Annotated in this window: 12 protein-coding genes; 3 read left to right on the plus strand and 9 right to left on the minus strand. The window is 64.9% G+C overall.

The features are described from left to right. Nucleotide 1: 1 nt before the first annotated feature. From ABIA45_RS18290 to ABIA45_RS18325, 8 genes are all read right to left on the minus strand, one after another. Nucleotides 2–3,376, minus strand: a complete 3,375-nt coding sequence (locus ABIA45_RS18290) for an adenylate/guanylate cyclase domain-containing protein (RefSeq protein ID WP_404653073.1) — start codon at nt 3,374–3,376, stop codon at nt 2–4. A gap of 302 nt (nt 3,377–3,678) precedes the next feature. Next, the gene (locus tag ABIA45_RS18295; protein ID WP_271541901.1) at nt 3,679–4,197 is read right to left on the minus strand and encodes a hypothetical protein; all 519 of its coding nucleotides are present in this window, start codon (nt 4,195–4,197) and stop codon (nt 3,679–3,681) included. Between the two features lie 443 nt (nt 4,198–4,640). Beyond that, nucleotides 4,641–6,509: an ABC transporter ATP-binding protein gene (locus ABIA45_RS18300; RefSeq protein ID WP_271541903.1), complete on the minus strand. Its 1,869-nt coding sequence runs from the start codon at nt 6,507–6,509 to the stop codon at nt 4,641–4,643. A 200-nt stretch (nt 6,510–6,709) separates the two neighbouring features. Beyond that, nucleotides 6,710–7,636 (minus strand): 2-hydroxyacid dehydrogenase, encoded by a 927-nt coding sequence (locus tag ABIA45_RS18305; protein ID WP_404543159.1) that lies wholly within the window; start codon nt 7,634–7,636, stop codon nt 6,710–6,712. Nucleotides 7,637–7,643: 7 nt separating this feature from the next. Beyond that, entirely contained in the window at nt 7,644–8,972 is a 1,329-nt protein-coding gene (locus ABIA45_RS18310) for an NAD(P)/FAD-dependent oxidoreductase (protein WP_404653076.1), read from the minus strand. A 52-nt stretch (nt 8,973–9,024) separates the two neighbouring features. Then, the gene (locus ABIA45_RS18315; RefSeq protein ID WP_404653078.1) at nt 9,025–9,900 is read right to left on the minus strand and encodes an ABC transporter permease; all 876 of its coding nucleotides are present in this window, start codon (nt 9,898–9,900) and stop codon (nt 9,025–9,027) included. Between the two features lie 4 nt (nt 9,901–9,904). After that, nucleotides 9,905–10,855: an ABC transporter permease gene (locus ABIA45_RS18320; RefSeq protein ID WP_157281707.1), complete on the minus strand. Its 951-nt coding sequence runs from the start codon at nt 10,853–10,855 to the stop codon at nt 9,905–9,907. Nucleotides 10,856–10,882: 27 nt separating this feature from the next. Next, nucleotides 10,883–12,571 (minus strand): peptide ABC transporter substrate-binding protein, encoded by a 1,689-nt coding sequence (locus tag ABIA45_RS18325; protein WP_271541912.1) that lies wholly within the window; start codon nt 12,569–12,571, stop codon nt 10,883–10,885. Between the two features lie 218 nt (nt 12,572–12,789). On the opposite strand from ABIA45_RS18325, the gene ABIA45_RS18330 reads away from it, so the two are divergent. Further along, a complete protein-coding gene (locus ABIA45_RS18330; RefSeq protein WP_271541914.1) occupies nt 12,790–13,422 on the plus strand; it encodes a cupin domain-containing protein in 633 nt (210 codons plus the stop codon). Between the two features lie 30 nt (nt 13,423–13,452). On the opposite strand, the gene ABIA45_RS18335 is transcribed toward ABIA45_RS18330, so the two are convergent. After that, entirely contained in the window at nt 13,453–14,478 is a 1,026-nt protein-coding gene (locus ABIA45_RS18335; RefSeq protein WP_404653081.1) for an AraC family transcriptional regulator, read from the minus strand. Nucleotides 14,479–14,665: 187 nt separating this feature from the next. On the opposite strand from ABIA45_RS18335, the gene ABIA45_RS18340 reads away from it, so the two are divergent. Continuing rightward, nucleotides 14,666–15,115 (plus strand): cupin domain-containing protein, encoded by a 450-nt coding sequence (locus ABIA45_RS18340; RefSeq protein WP_024339447.1) that lies wholly within the window; start codon nt 14,666–14,668, stop codon nt 15,113–15,115. Nucleotides 15,116–15,214: 99 nt separating this feature from the next. Further along, the gene (locus tag ABIA45_RS18345; protein WP_404653083.1) at nt 15,215–16,705 is read left to right on the plus strand and encodes a flavin-containing monooxygenase; all 1,491 of its coding nucleotides are present in this window, start codon (nt 15,215–15,217) and stop codon (nt 16,703–16,705) included. The last annotated feature ends 29 nt before the right edge of the window (nt 16,706–16,734 follow it).

Genomic DNA, 16,734 nt, shown 5'->3' on the forward strand with positions numbered 1-16,734 from the left:
ATCATCTCTGCCGATACGACGTACGGCCTGGGGCAACGGCATGTGCCTCATGCTCTTGCTTGAGCAGCTCTTTCGCTTCCACGGATTCCGGAAGATTTCGTTCCGCCTCGAATTCGGCGAGCACGGGAGCGAGAACTTCGGATAGCGCACGCGCTCGGCCATTTGTCTTGTACAGGCGTGCAAGTTCAAGGGCACTGCGCAGCTCGAAAGTCTTGGTCCGCTGATGTTGTGCGATGTCCAGCGCTCGCTTGAGGGCGTCTTCGGCGCTGGATTCGTCCGAAGGATTATGGCGCGATAAGAGTTTACCGCGGACACGATGCAGCTCGGCATCGAGCCAATGCTGGCCTGATTGTCCCGTCCCGGCGATCAGTTCGTCCACGATTTCCAGCCCGGTCTCGACTTCGCCTACATCTGCAATCGCCAGGGCGACATGCATCCCCCAAAACGGTTCGCAAAGGTAGCAATCGTTCTCGTGCAGGAAGGTCCAGCCGTGACGCATGTCCGCCAGTCCGGCCATTCGGTCTCCTGCACGCCACTTGGCGAGGCCGTTCAGGTAGGTGCCGGCGGCCACGTACAGCGGCATCGTGTGGTCGCGTGCGAGACCGAGCGCCAGGATTGTCTCTGTCTGCTGCAACATGCCCCCGCATACTCCGTCGAACACCGCGCGATGAACCAACGCATTGGCCTGGGACAGCGCCCGTTTTTCTCCTGGAGTACCCACCGCTTCCGCGGCGAGCTTGCGCGCACGAGCGATGTCACCGAGCGGCCAGAGCACCAAAGCGAGAAATCTCATGATCACGAACGGGAGATCCAGCGCCGAAGCCCTGAAGGTCGCGGGATCCGGTTCGGCCCGATAGATCGCCAGCGCCCGCTCAAGATGCGTACGCGCGTTCAAATACTCGCCGGCGAACCAGCAGGTCACGCCCCCAGTCCAATGGGCCACGACGGCGGCCACCGGCGAGTCCGGCCGTCGCTCAGCGGCGCTCCTGATGGCATCCGCCAGCTCCCGCATCGGAGCAAGTTCGCCATGGGTCAGGCAGGCATTGAAGAGGCCGGAATGGACCGGCGCAAGTTCAACGGGATCATCGATACCGGCTGCGAATTGTCGCGCGCGCGTCCATGCGGCGACCGTTTCCGGAGCGCTGTGGCCGAGGCTGCCCCGCAAGGCACGGCCATATGCGATTTGAAGATGCAGCCTGCTCATCATCCGGTGGGGCTCGCCAGGCAATTGGTCGGCGATCGCGATGGCCTTGCCGAGATGGGCGATCGCCTCGGAATAAGCCGAGCGTTTCAACGCCTGCTGGCCCGCCTTGCGCCACCAGTCGAGGGCGATCTCGCTCAGCCCCGCCTCGGTGAAGTGGTGCGCGAGAACTTCCGGCTCGGTCTCGGCGACGATTGGAAACTTGTCGCGCAGGACATCGCCAATCCGTGTGTGAAGCACCTGCCGTTTGCTCTTGAGCAGACTCTCGTAGGCCGCTTCTTGAACAAGGGCATGCTTGAAACTGTAATTTGCTTCGGGCGGTGTCCCACGACGCAGCAGCAGTTCGGCCTCTTCAAGTTGTCCCAGCGCCGCGCCCAGCGTCAGATCGTCGCGTCCCGCCACGGTTTTCAGCAGCGCGTACGAGAAGTCGCGGCCAATGGCGGCTCCTATCTGGGCCACCTCCTTGACCGGAGCGAGCCGATCGAGCCGCGCCATCAGCGAATCCTGCAGCGTCGCAGGGATAGCAAGCGGCGGCAGCGGATTATTCAGGCGGTAGCGCCCGGCATCCTCAACGAGCAGCCCGGACTCCAGCACCATCTTGGTCAATTCCTCGACGAATAGCGGAATGCCATCGGTCTTGTCGATGATCTGCTCCATCATCTCGCGTGGCAGCCGGCGACCGACGGCAATCTGCTCGACGAGCGCGCGCGTGTCCTGCCGATCGAGCCGGTCGAGCCGCAACAGACTGACGTTGGCAAGGCCCGACCAGGAGGGCTCGAACTCCGGCCGGGACGTCAAGAGCACGAGTATCGGCAGTCCTCTGATCCGATCGACCGCGAGATCGAACAGTTCAAGTGTCGTGGCATCGGCCCAATGCATATCCTCGCAGATGATCAGCAGCGGCTGGCCTCGCGCCAGTCCCTCAAGCTGATCGAGAAGGACGGCAAATGTCTGCCGCCGCTGCTGCGCCGGGCTCAAGCCGAGGGGCGGGCAATGGTCGCCGGTGGGAATCGAAAGCAATGCCGCAATGAGCGGTGTTGCCCGAGCGACCTGCTGGGTTCCTATTGCGAGCATTGCCTCGAGCTTGTCGAGTTTTTGATCCGCCGTGTCGTGCGAGCGAATTCCGGCGGCGCGCTCGAGCTGCGCGACGAAGGGATGAAGCGCACTATTGGTGTGGTAAGGCGAACACTGATATCGCACGCGACGGTGCGACCCCAACGAGGGGCTTTCCGACAGCGTCGCCACAATACGGGACTTGCCGATGCCCGCTTCGCCGGAAATCAATACGAACTGGCCCCGCCCCTGCCATGCCTCCCGCTGGCGCGAGAGGATGAACTCGATCTCGTTCGCTCGGCCGACAAAACCGATCGAGCGCGCGGCACGGACTGCCTCGAAGCGACTCTCGGATGCGGTCGCGCCTTCCACCGCCCAGACCGCGATGGGGTCTGCCATTCCCTTGACCTCCCGACGGCCGAGATTGCGCAGGGAGAAGAGATCGCCAAGCAGCCGGCGCGTCGATGAAGCAACGACGACGACCCCCGGCTCCGCCAGGCTCTGGAGCCGGGCGGCGAGGTTTGGTGTGTCGCCGATGGTTGCGTGCTCCTCCGACGCATCTCCGCTGATGAGGTCGCCGACCACCACGAGTCCGGTCGCAATTGCGATCCGCAGTTCAGCTCGTTCGTCGGTCCCTGTCTTGAGCTGGCGTATCGCGGAGATCATGTCGAGGCCGGCGCGCACCGCGCGCTCGGCATCATCTTCGTGGGCGCGCGGATAGCCGAAATAGACAAGTATTCCGTCACCGACGAATCTGGCTATCCTGCCATCATAAGCAGCAATCACGCTCGCGCAGGCAGCGCGATAGGCCCGGATCACCTCCCACATATCCTCGGGATCGAGACGCGCCGAGAGCGCAGTCGAGCCGACCAGATCGCAAAACATGACCGTGAGATGACGCCGCTCGGCGTCCTGAGGAGGAGCGGGAGATGCGATCAACGCGGCCGGATCGAGGTCAGCGATAGCACGCAGCATCTTGCGGCGATGGCCGAGCAGGACTCCGAGCTTATCGAAGTCCTCGTCCATCAGTTCGGGAAGGACGCCTATGTCGATCCCATTTTGGGCAAAGCGCTCCGCGTATTGCGCAAGCCCCAGCTTCTCGAGCCACTCCGCAATCTGCATTGGCTCCACCGATCGTGTGGTTAGCGGTTAGCAGAAATTTTGGACCACGGCGCGCGGGGACAATATACCAACACCACCATGATGGCACGTCTTGTTTGTTGCGCGACAACCTGGGTTTCTCAATGCCGATATCGCATTCAAGCGGTGATGCTGCTCGATGCGAACGGCTTTGCTACCAAACATCGTCGGCACGCAGCATTGGACGGCGGAGGTTGCGATGAGTCGTGGCGGTCATTTCGAACCGAAACCGAACCAACACTGCGGCTTGTGCCGAACGGACGTTTTCCGCGACAGCAGCTCCTTCATTGCTCGCTGATCGGCGCTTCGTAGCTGCGAGCCATCGTGCCCGCCGCAACCTGCAGCGAAGAACCAATTACCCAGCAGCCGGCAACAAAGCCGATCAGGCCGTTTGGCAAATTCTGATCAAGGACAAGGATGCTGACGGACAGAGTTGCAGCGATTGCCGCGCCGAACGTGCCGGCCGCACTCATGATCTCTATCGGCTCGGAACCGTTCCACTCTTCCGAGATGCTCGATGTCGACCTCTGCGCGGGGGCATTGCCCGACAAATCAATCCCCATGTAATAGCCAAGAGCTCCGTAGAGTATCGTTATCAGGACGATCCAGCCGCTTTCAAACAGTCCGGCCTTCTGACGTAACAGGGTCGCACCAACATAGAGCCCGCCAGAGGCCCCAACCGCGGCCAGTCCGATTCTTTCAAGAAGATGGGCCGATTTGATCAAACTGGAACGGGGGATCCGAAGATTGCCGACCCGCCTTGTTGCGGAGAAGGCGTTGGAAATTGCGCTGCTTATCTTCATAGGAGCTCCTTCTGAGTAAGTAGCAGCCTACCGGCCGACCCCGAACAGAAGCTGCGTGAGTTGCGCGATGCCCTTTCATTCCAATTTCTGAAGGATCTTTGCTGAGTGATGGGACTGGCTTGCTCGTGAGCAAGATGGAGCCAATCCAAAGCTGCGAGCATGCGGCTGCGCAGGCATTGCCTCTCACCCGTGTTTGAAATGATCCGGGTGCGGCAATTTCGTTGCGAGAGTGGTAATTCAGAAAGAGAGCGATTGCGTATGAAACGGTTCACACACGGCTCTTCCCTGTCGCTCTATTCGGTCACAATTTCCGGAGGACGCGCCTGCATTGTTGCGATAAGGGAGGGCGAACATGCTGGCTCTGCAACGCGCGGTTGGTCAGCACGCTGATCACGTCTGGCCGAAATCAAAGATCCGCGCTTGCTTTCGTGAAGCTCGCAGCCTCATGTCGACCATTCCTCGCCCCACACCTGCACCACGTGGCCGGGCGACACTTCGCGATATTGCCGCACCGGCGGCTGGTAGTCCGGCGCGCGGACCGGGCTTCTGATCTCATCGTTCGAGGCTTGGCGCCGCGTGCCGCGGCGTGACGGGTCGGGCACCGGCACGGCGGCCATCAGTTTTTTCGTATAGGGATGCTGCGGGTTGCCGAACACCGACGCGCGCGGGCCGATCTCGACGATCTCGCCGAGATACATCACGGCGACGCGGTGGCTCATGCGCTCGACCACGGCGATGTCGTGGGAAATGAAGAGATAGGCAAGGCCCATGCTGGCCTGGAGGTCGAGCATCAGGTTGACGACCTGCGCCTTGACCGAGACGTCGAGCGCGGAGACAGCTTCGTCGGCGACGATCAGCTTCGGCCCGAGGGCGAGCGCGCGCGCGATGCAGATGCGCTGGCGCTGGCCGCCGGAGAATTCGTGCGGGAAACGCGCGGCCATGTCGGCGGAGAGGCCGACGCGGACGAGCAGGTCGGCGACCTTGTCGCGCGCCTGCGACGCCGTTGCGAGTCCGTTGGCAAGCAGGGGCGCGGCGATCGCCGTCCCCACCGACATGCGCGGATTGAGGCTCGCGAACGGATCCTGAAACACGATTTGCATGTGCTTGCGGACATCGCGTAGAGCCCGGCCGTTCATGGCCAGCACATCCTGGCCGTCGATCAGGACGGTGCCGCTGTCCGGCTCGGTCAACTTGAGGATGGATCGGCCGGTGGTCGACTTGCCGCAGCCGGATTCGCCGACCACCGCCAGTGTCTCGCCGGCGCGCAAGGTGAAGGAGACGTTCTCGACCGCATGGACGCGGCCCGAGACCTTGCCGAACAGGCCGGAGCGGATCGGAAAGCGCGTCGTGAGGTTTGAGACTTCCAGCAGAGGCCGCTCGGCGGGCGAGACCGTATCGGGCGTCTCGGCCGGCTCGTCCGACGTGCCCGTCACCTTGTCGACGATCGGAAACCGCATCGGCCGCATCCGCCCGTCCATCGAGCCGAGCCGCGGCACGGCCGCGAGCAGCGCGCGCGTATAGGGATGCGCAGGCGCGGCGAAAATGCGGGCGGTGGCGTCCGTCTCCACCGCCTGCCCGCCATACATCACCACGGTGCGGTCCGCGATCTCGGCGACCACGCCCATGTCGTGGGTGATGAAGAGGATCGACATGCCCTCCTCCTGTTGAAGCTCCTTCAAGAGCTCGAGGATCTGCGCCTGGATGGTGACGTCGAGCGCGGTGGTCGGCTCGTCCGCGATCAGAAGCTTCGGCTTGCAGGCCAGCGCCATCGCGATCATCACGCGCTGGCGCATGCCGCCGGAGAAGCGGTGCGGATGCTCGTGGAAGCGCGACGCCGCCGCAGGGATGCGGACGCGATCGAGCAGGCGGATGGTCTCCGCCTCCGCTGCCGCGCGCGACAGGCCGCGATGCTGGATCAGCGCCTCCGCGATCTGGAAGCCGATGGTGAGCACCGGATTGAGGCTCGTCATCGGCTCCTGGAAGATCATGGCGACGTCATTGCCGCGGATATCCTTCATATCAGCCTCGGGCAGCGCGAGCAGATCGCGCCCCGCCAGCATGACGCGGCCCTCGACCCGGCCGATCTCGCTCGGGATGAGCCGCATGATCGACAGCGCGGTGACGCTCTTGCCCGAACCGGACTCGCCGACGATCGCGACGGTCTCGCGGGCCGCGATGTCGAACGAGACGTTGCGGACGACGGGTACCCATTGCCGCTCGAGCATGAAGGAGGTGGTGAGGCCGGCGACCGACAGCACGGGGCCCTGTGCGTTGGCGATGGCTTCGTTCGAAATGTTTGCCACGATGCTCATGCGAGGCCTCCGCCAACCGCCGCGGAGAAGATGCGCCCCCTCCCCCGCTTGCGGGGGCGGGTTGGGGAGAGGGTGTCTCCGCAAGCGAGATCCCCCCAGAGGAGAGAGCCCTCACCCGGCGCTACGCGCCGACCTCTCCCGCAGGCGGGAGAGGTAAGAGGAGCCCGTGGCAGCACTGATGTCACCATCACCATTCCGCCCTAGTACCCCCGCTTGCGATCGACCAGCCCGGGCAGCTCCTCGCCGCGACGATGCCGCGCGATGACGTCGAGCACGAAATCGACCGCCGTATCGGGCGTCGTCATGCTGGCATTGTGCGGCGTCAGCAGGATGCGCGGATGGCTCCAGAACGGGTGGCCTGCAGGCAGCGGCTCGGGATCGGTGACGTCGAGCACCGCACCTGATAGCGCGCCGCTGTCGAGGGCTGCGAGGAGATCGGCCTCGACGAGATGCGGGCCGCGCCCGACATTGACGAGCCCTGCCCCGCGCGGCAGGCGCGCGAACAACTCGGCATTGAGAATGCCGCGCGTTTGATCCGTCAGCGGCAGCAGGCAGACGAGAATGTCGGCCTGCGCCAGAAATTCTGGCAAGGCATCGGCCCCCGCATAGCAGGTGACGCCTTCGATCTCGCGCGGCGAACGATTCCACCCAAGTAGCGGAAAGCCGAACGTCTTGAGCCGTTTCAGCACGGCCTGGCCGAGTTGGCCGAGCCCCATCACGCCGACCCGCCGGCGCCTGGCCGGCGTGATCCGGATCTCGCGCCAGACCTGCTGCTTCTGCTGCCCGATGAAATCGAGGAGATCGCGATGCAGGCCGAGCACGGCCATGGTGACGTATTCGACCATGGTCTCGGCGATGCCGGGCTCCAGCATGCGGACCAGCGGGATGTGCGCTGGGACTTTCGTGGTGTCGAACTGATCGACGCCGGCACCCACCGAGAAGACCAGCTCGAGATTGGGAAAGGTCGTCGCGATGTCATCCGGCGGCACCCAGGCCACGAGATAACGCACCGCGGCGGGGTCGCCGATATCAGGCCAGAGCCGGAACGGCACGTCGGGCGCGCGCTCCGCGAAGAAGCGCGCCCACTCGGCGCCGCGCACCATGTTGGCCTTGTAGAGAACCGTCATGCCGGCCTCAGAACGGGCTGACCGGCGCGAGACGACGGCCGTCGATCATGCGCTTGTGGCTGTAGGCGGCGGGATCGACAAGCGGCGTCGCGCCCGTCACGAGGTCGGCCGCAAGCTTGCCAGCGGCTGGACCGATGCCGAAACCGTGGCCGGAGAAGCCGGTCGCGAGGAAGAAGCCCGGCAGCGCATCGACCGGTGAGATCACCGGAATCGTATCGGGCGTGCAGTCGATGGTGCCGCCCCAGGCTTCCGCGATTGCGATGTCCTTCAATTCCGGATTCGACTTGATCAGCGCCGCCAGCGCCGCATTGACCAGCGACATGTCGGGCGCGGGATCGCGCACGCGCTCGGCCTCGAAGGGCGATGGCTTGTCGAAACTCCAGCTGGTGCCGCGCACGAGCTGATCAAAGAACGACTTGCCGAACGAGAGCTTCAATCCGTTCTTGCGATGCTGATAGGTCGGCCAGAACGTGCGCGCGTAACGGAACAGGTCCGGCGACAGCTCGACCGTGCCGCGGTTGCGCAGCGCCAGCGTAAAGCCGCCGTCGAGGCGGCGGCGGATGCAGTAGAAATCGGTGCCGAGCGCGCCGGAGGTGATCTCCGGTCCCGGCGTAGTCCGGCACGCGGTGGCGTTGACGAGGCCGATCGGCAGCTCGATGCCGTGGCGGCGGCAGAACAGCGACGACCACGCGCCGCCCGCCAGCAGCACGGATTGCGTGCGGATGGTGCCCTTCTCGGTGACGACCGCGCTGACGCGTCCGCCCGTCGTCTCCAGTCCGCGCGCGGCGCAGCCCTGGTGGATGGTGACGCCGTGCTTGCGAGCGGCGGTGGCGAGCGCAGGGACGGCCATCGACGGCTCGGCGCGGCCATCGCTCGGCGTGTGCAGGCCGCCGACCCACGTGTCAGCATTGCCGGGCATGCGCTCGGCGACTTCGGCCGGCGTCAGCACGGTGGAGTGAACCTGCATCTCGCGCGCGACCGCTGCCCAGCGCTCCCAGCTTGCCAGTTCGTCCTTGCTCTTGGTCAGGAACAACACCCCTGTTCGCCGGAAGCCGGCATCGACGCCGGCATCGTTCTGCATGTCCTCCCACAACCGCAGCGCCTCGCGGGCGAGCGGAATCTCCTCGCGCGCGCGGCCTTGCTGGCGGCACCAGCCCCAATTGCGGCTCGACTGCTCGCCGCCAACATGGCCCTTCTCGACCAGCGCGACGGAGAGGCCCTTCTTCGCCAGATGATAGGCGGCCGAGACGCCGATGACGCCGCCGCCGATGACGACGACATCTACCTGCGCCGGCAGGCGTTCGTCGCTGTTGATGCGGTTGAGCGGCGGGGACATGGGGCACTCCTGGAGTTCAGTTCGAGCTCTTGCGCGTCAGAGGTCTTGCGCGTCACGGGATGTTCATTCGCGGATCGAGCGCATCGCGCAGGCCGTCACCGAGAAAGTTGAAGCTGGTCACCGCGAGCGTGATGGCGACGCCCGGCGCGATCGCGAGCCAGGGCGCGCTGGTCAGATAGATCTGCGCATTGTTGAGCATGTTGCCCCAGCTCGCCGCCGGCGGCTGGATGCCGTAGCCAAGATAGCTGACATAGGATTCGAGCAGGATCGCCTTGGCGACGTTGAGCGTCGCGGCAACGACGATCGGCGCGATCGCATTGGGCACGAGCTCGCGGAACATGATGCGCAGGTTCGACGAGCCGAACGCGAGCGCGGCGACTGCGAATTCCCGCTCACGCAACGAGCGCACCTGGGCCTCGACCACGCGCGCCACCGCCATCCAGGCCGTCGCCGCAATCAGCACGGTGGTGGTGACGAGGCCGGGTTCGGTGAGCGCTGCGAGCGCCAGCAGCAGGAAGATGGTCGGAAAGCACAGCACGGCATCGACCAGCCGCATCAGAACCGCACCGACCGCGCCGCCATAGAACCCGGCAAAGGCGCCAACGACGATCCCGACCGCCATCGCGATCACCATCGCGACGATGCCGATCGAAAGCGAGACCCGCCCGCCCATCATCAACCGTGCCAGCACGTCGCGGCCGAGCTCGTCGGTGCCGAGGATGTGCGCGCCGGAGAGCGGCGGCGCGAACCGCTTCATGATGTCGATGTAGGTGTCGTCGAACGGCAGCAGATACGGACCGAATGCCGAGCCGAGCACGAGCACGAGGATGATCAATGCGCCCGCGAGCGCCAACCGATGCCGGCGAAAGCGCCGCCACGCGGCCTGGCCGGGCGCGAGCTGAACGGTGGAGAGGGTTGCGGTCGCCATCGCTTCAGCCCACCCGAATGCGCGGATCGACGACGGCATAAAGGATGTCTGCCAGCAGCGAGCCGATCAGCACCATCGTTGCCGAGAACATCAGGATGCCCATCACCACGGGATAGTCGCGGTAACCGATCGAATCCAGGAACAGGCGGCCCATGCCCGGCCAGGTGAATACGGTCTCCGCCACCAGCGCGCCGCCGAGCAGCGTCGGAAACTGCAGGCCGGCGACCGTGATCATCGGCAGCAGCGCGTTGCGCAGCGCATGCACGGTGAGGATGCGCCATTCCGGCATGCCCTTGGCGCGTGCGGTGCGGATGTAGTCCTGATTGATGACCTCGAGCATCGAGGAGCGCATGAAGCGGCCCCACATCGCGGTCTCGACCAGCGCCAGCACCATGGCCGGCGCGATCAGATGATGCAGCAGGTCGAGGAAGGAGCCGTCGCCAATGGTGTGCCGATTGCCCGCCGGCAGCCAGCCGAGCTTGACGGAGAAGACGTAGATGGTGACGAGGCCGAACCAGAAGGTCGGGATCGACAGCGCGATCATGGCGCCAACGGTGGCGAGCGTATCGAACAGCGAGTAGCGGCGTAGCGCGCCGAGGATGCCGATCCAGCAGCCGAGCAGCACCGCGATGATCGTCGCCGTCGCCATCAGCTCCAGCGTGGCGCCGAGATGCGAGGAGATCACCGACAGCACCGCCTCGCCGTCGCGATACGACTTGCCCCAATCACCCCGCACCATGCGGCCGAACCAGTCGAGATATTGGACCGGCAACGGCCGATCGAGGCCGAGCTGCCTGGTGACGCGGTCGAGATCCTCCTGGGTCATATGGCTTGAGACGGCAAACTGCGACAGCGGCCCGCCGGGCGCCAGATGCAGGATGGCGAAGCCGATTCCCGAGACGATCACCAGCAGCATGATCGCCTGTGCCAGGCGATTGACGACGTAGCGGGCCATCTCAGGCGATCCGACCAGCCCGAGACATCAGGCCCAATACCATTCGCGGATGTTCCAGCAATTGATCGAGGTGTTGATGTTGGGACGGAAGCCTTGCAGCCCCTCCTTCACCCCCTCCGCAATGAAGCCCTGGAACAGCGGCAGGATCGCAAAATCGTTGCGGATCAGCTTCTGCAGGTCGCCATATGTGGTCTTGCGCTGGGCGAGTTCGAACTGCTTGGCGCCTTCAGCGAGCAGACGATCCGCCTCCGGGCTTCTGTACTGATAGGTGTTGAAGCCGCGGCCGCCTTTGGCGGGAATGGCGCCGGAGCCGAAGCGCGGCGTCACGTCGGGGTCGCTGCCGAGCATGAAGTTCACCGACACCAGCACCGAGTTGAACTTCGACTGCTGCCAGAACTCGCCCCAGATCACCGCCGCCGGCATGTTGTTGACGCGCATCGCAGCGCCGATCGCGCGCCAGTCCTGGATCAGGAGCTGCTGGGTCTGCTCGCGGACGGCATTGCCCGATGTCGTCGAGTTGGTGAATTCGAGCTTGACGCCGCCCTTCTCGCGAATGCCGCCGGAGCCGCGAACCCAGCCCGCGGCGTCGAGCAGCGCGTTGGCCTTGGCAGGATCGTATTTGTGCTGCGGCAGGCCCTGCTGGAACGACCAGGCCTGCTGCGGCACGAAGCTCTCGGTCGGCGTCGGCAGGCCGTAATTAAGCGCGTCGATGATCGCCTGCTTGTTGATGGCGAGATAGAGCGCCTCGCGCACGGTGCGATCGGCAAAGGGCCCGAATTCCAGATTGGGCGCGATGTGTTCCACCGAAGAGGTCGAGGAGACGAAGATCTTGCGACCCTTCAGCGTCTTCGCCTCCTGCACGAAGTTCGGCAGGATGCCCTGCAGGCCGGTGTAGTCGACCTGGCCGGTGCGGAACTGGGTGTAGAGAACGGTCAGGTCCGGAATGTATTTGAAAACGACGCGTTCGACGTAAGGTCCTTTGCCATGATAACCGGTATGGGCATTCAGCTGGATGTGGGCGCCCGGCACGCGCTCGGCCCAGCGGAACGGCCCGGTACCGATGGGTGCGTTGTGGAACGGCGAGGAATTCGGATCGGACACTTTCTCGAGGATATGCTTGGGCACGATGAAGGTGAGCGAGAGAATCGACATGTATGGCGAATAGGGAGCCTCCATTCGCCAGTGGATCTCGTCGGGCGCGACGACCTTGATGTCCTTGACGAGGCTGTGGCCGACGCGGTTGCGGACGCGGAAATCGGGATTGTTGATCAGCTCGAGCGAGAACTTGACGTCCTCGGCCGTGAACGGCGTGCCGTCGTGCCATTTCACGTCGCTGCGCAGCTTGATCTTCCAGGTCAGGCCGTCGGCCGAGAGGCCGCCATTCTCGATGGTCGGGACTTCGCGGGCGAGGTCGGGAACGAATTTCCCGTCGGGCTCGATGTACCAGAGCGGCGAGAACACCTGCCACCAGACGCCCTGGTCAACCTCGATGCCCGGCATCAAGGGATGAAAGACGGTCGGCTCCTGCGACAGCGCCGCGATCACCTGCCCGCGCGGCTTGTCCGGCGGATTAGAGGGACGTTCGGTCTGTGCGAAGGCGTTCCCTGAAAGCGTCCAGCCTGCGGCTGCGCCCGCGCCGAGCTGGAAGAATTGACGGCGATTCGGAATGCCGAGATGCCCTGCCCCAACGCCGAACTTGCCGGTGTCGTCCGCCATGACTCACTCTCCGTTCCGCACGCGGCACCGTCTCCCGCGCCCCCGAGACCCCGGCAAAGGGACAGGAGTGGGCTTTAGTGCTTCTAAATTTTTGTAGCAAAAGTTCATCACGACTAAATACAGCTGTCAATCGCATTGCTAGAATGCACCAGGTTTTCACTCTGACTAAAGCCACGGGGCTCGATACCCGAGGCTGAGATGATGCATGGGAGAGCGACATGGATGGTCGCGGCGATACCAACGGCACCAAGGACGCTTCCACGATCGAAGCTGACGATGCGGTCGACCAGCGCCTGGGCGAAACCGTGCGGCTGCTGCGGCAGCGCGCCGGCCTCTCGATCCAGGACGTCGCCAACAAGACCGGCCTGTCCACCGGCATGATCAGCCAGCTCGAACGCGCACGCGCGATGCCGTCGATCCGCACGCTGCGCCTGCTCGGCATCGCGCTCGACGTCCCCATCTCCTATTTCTTCGAGAGCAGCGACCCCGCCGACGGGCAACGCTACATCGTGCGCAAGACCAACCGGCGACTGCTGCGGCTCACCGCCAGCGGCGTCGTCAAGGAAGCGCTGACGCCGGAAGGCAAGGGCCAGCTCGAGCTCTACGAGCTCACGCTCAACCCCGGCGCCTCCTCCGGCACCGACTTCCTGCAGCACACCGGCGAGAAGGCGGGCTACATCCTCTCGGGCAGCCTGCGGCTGTGGCTCGACAACCAGGCCCATGTGCTGGAAGCCGGCGACAGCTTTCGTTTTCCGAGCATCGTGCCGCACATGTTCGACAACCCGACCCAGCAGGTGGCGCGCGTGATCTGGGTGACGACGCTGCGCCAGACCGACTCGCCGGCGGGTTGAGGCCCGGCATCAAGGTCTGGCGAGACGGATCTAGCTCATCCTTCGCCGCAGCGTGGCTGACGGCGTCTCGCCGAATTTCTCGCGGTAGGCGCCGGCCATGCGGCCGAGATGGGTGAAGCCGAGATCGAAGGCGATCTCGGTGATGGAGACATCGGGAGCGGCTTGCGCGAGGCGCGCGTTAAGGCCTGCAAGGCGCATGTCGAGCAGCATCTGCGAGATCGACGCGCCGAAGTGACGGCGGAAGCCGAGCTGCAGTGCGCGGATGCCGATGCCTGAAGCGCAGGCGAGCTGCGCAAGATCGAGCGGCTCGCCGGCATGGTCGGCAAGGTAATCGCGCGCGGCGCGCAAGGCGCGCGGCAAACGCTCGGCCTGCCCCGAGAACGTTTCAATCGCATTCGACAGGCCATGCCGCTGCCGGTTGAGCAGATGATCGAGCAGCGCTTCGCGCCAATCGGCCATCGCGGCCGGCGACAGCCGGCCTGATGGCCCGAGGCGCTCGGCGAGTGTCATCAGGTCGGCGAGCCTGGCCTGCAGAGCCCACCCGGACGGCGCATCCAGCTCGATTACCGGATCAAACTCGACCACACCGGCCGCCCGGCCCGACAAGGCCGCGGCGCGCTGCTCGACCATGCGGCGGTCGAGCAGCAGGATCGCCTGCGCGCAATCGCTCCACGTCATCCGGGTCGGAATCGTCGGCGACAGCAGCGACGCGATCCGGCCCGGCGCCGCATCGAGCTCGCGACGACCGGCACGAATGCGGGCGCTGCCCGCGAGCGGGACCTGCACCAGGAAGAAGCGCTCGAGGCAGCCCGGATCGATGCTGACCGATCCGCCATAGGCGACGTAGTTGATGGAAAAGCCGTCGAAGGCCGCGCAATTGTGCCGGGCCGAGAAGCCGGCCGCGCGCGCCTGTGTCGGCTTGAGATCATGCGGGCAGAAGATGCGCCCGATCTGCTCGGCCGCCTCGTCGACGTCATCAGTGGTGACGCGGGCGAAGGCCGCAAGCCGTTCGGCTGCAGAGGCTGTTGCGCTCATTTCCAGCTCGGCTGCGGACATCGTCGACCATGCTTCGCGCCCGGAATTCCTTTAAGCCTAGAATAGTTCCGCGGGGGCGAAAAGGGCCGTAGCTCGCAAATTCGTCGTGCTGCATGGCAATAGGTTCATCCGGATTCGTTTAGCGGATAGACAGGCGGTCCGTCCCCGGCCGATGCTCCGCCCCGCCGGAATCCATGAGGAGCAAGCCATGACTGCACTCGAAAAAGGTATCACCGCGAACGGCACAGGCTACGGCGGCAAGAGCTGGAACATCCTTGGCCAGGTCTATTTCCCCAAGGCCGTCACCGATTCCACCTTCGCGTTCGAGACCAACAGCGATCCCGGCCAGTTCGTGCCGGTGCATATCCATCCGACCCAGGACGAGTTCATCCTGGTGCAGGAAGGCACGCTCGATCTCAAGCTCGACGGTCAATGGGTCAAGGCCCATGCCGGCGACCTCGTGCGCATGCCACGCGGCATCCCGCACGGCTATTTCAACAAGTCTGACAAGCCGTGCCGCGCGCTGTTCTGGGTCTCACCGATGCAGAAGCTGGAGGCGCTGTTCAACCAGCTGCACAATCTGACCGACCCGGCCGAGGTCGTGCGCATCTCGGCGCTGCACGAGGTCGACTTCCTGCCGCCCGAGGCCAACGACTAGCCGTCGCCGCTTCCTCCGCTTCCATTTGCTTGCAGTCCGGCCGGCCGTGCCTTGCGGCCGAACGCGGCCGCTTGCGCGCCAAACACATCGAGCAATCCCATGGTCAGCCCAAAACATGTCTGCGTGATCGGCGCCGGCGTCTCCGGCCTTGCCGCCGCGAAAGCATTCTCCATCCGAGGCCACCGCGTCACCATCGTCGAGCGCAGCTCGGATCTCGGCGGCGTCTGGGAGCCGGCGCGCTCCTACCCCGAGGTGCAGACCCAGAGCCCGAAGGAGCTCTACCGCTACACCGACCGCGCCATGCCGGAGGCCTATCCGGAATGGCCGACCGGGCCGCAGGTCCACGCCTACCTCGCCGATTATGCCAAGAGTTTTGGCCTCGAGCGCATGCTGCGGCTCAACACCGAAGTCGCCGGCATGGCGCGCCGCGCCGACGGCAGACTGGGATGGACGCTTGCCTTGAAGGACAAGAACGGCACGACCACGAACGAGGATTTCGATTTCGTTGCGGTCTGCACCGGACAGTTCAACGAGCCGCGCGAGCTGCATTGCCCCGGCGAGGACGGCTTTCTGGCGCAGGGCGGCCAGATCCTGCACTCGTCGACATACGGCGATCCGACACTGGCGAAGGGACGCCGCGTCGTCGTGCTCGGCGGTTCGAAGTCCGCAACCGACATCGCCGTGAATGCGGTGAAGTCAGGCGCGCGCGAGGTCACCATCGTGATGCGTGAGCCGGTCTGGCGCATTCCCTATTTCATCGGCGGTCTCGTGAACTTCAAGCGCATCCTCTACATCCGCGCGCAGGAGGACATGTTTCCGGGCTGGGGCATCAGCGCGATGGGGCGGCTCGCGCACCGCATCGCCGCGCCGCTGGTCTGGGCGAACTGGCGCGGGCTGGAGAGCCTGCTGAAGGCGCAGCTCAAGCTCGGCCGCTGCAAGATGGTGCCGAAGCAGCGGATCGAGGACGGCGTCAACTGCTCGGTGCCCATCGCAACGCCGGGCTTCTACCCGATGGTCGCCGACGGCCGCATCAAGGCCGTGTTCGGCACGTTCGACCATTATGAGGGCGACAGCATCGTGATGAGTGGCGGCGAGCGCGTGGGCGCCGACGTCGCCGTGCTCGCGATCGGCTACAAGCTCGGCGTGCCGTTCCTGCCCGAGGCCTACCGGCAGAAACTGGTCGATGCCGACGGGCAGTACCGGCTCTATCGCCTGATCGCCAATCCGGATCTGCCCGAGCTCGGCTTCGTCGGCTTCAACTCCTCGTTCTGCACCGTGCTCTGCGCCGACCTCGCGGCGAACTGGCTGGTGCGTTATGCCGACGGCCAGCTCGCCAACCAGCCGACGGCCCAGACGATGCGCGACAACATCGAGATGATGCTGCACTTCAAGCGCGTCGAGCGGCCGGCCGCGGGCGTCTATGGCGGCCTCTGCGTCGCCCCCTATCACTACCGCCATTTCGACGAGCTGATGGCCGACATCGGTGCCAAGCAGCAGAAGCGCGGCGGACTTGCGGGACGCTTCCAGCCGCCGGATGCGGATGCTTACGCCAAGTTCCTTGCGACGGCGCCGGACTACCGAGCGGCGTGAAAGGAGAATTGCGGCGGCTCGCCTCCGAC

It is taken from the genome of Bradyrhizobium sp. USDA 336 (genome assembly GCF_044908355.1).
Taxonomy (GTDB): domain Bacteria; phylum Pseudomonadota; class Alphaproteobacteria; order Rhizobiales; family Xanthobacteraceae; genus Bradyrhizobium; species Bradyrhizobium yuanmingense.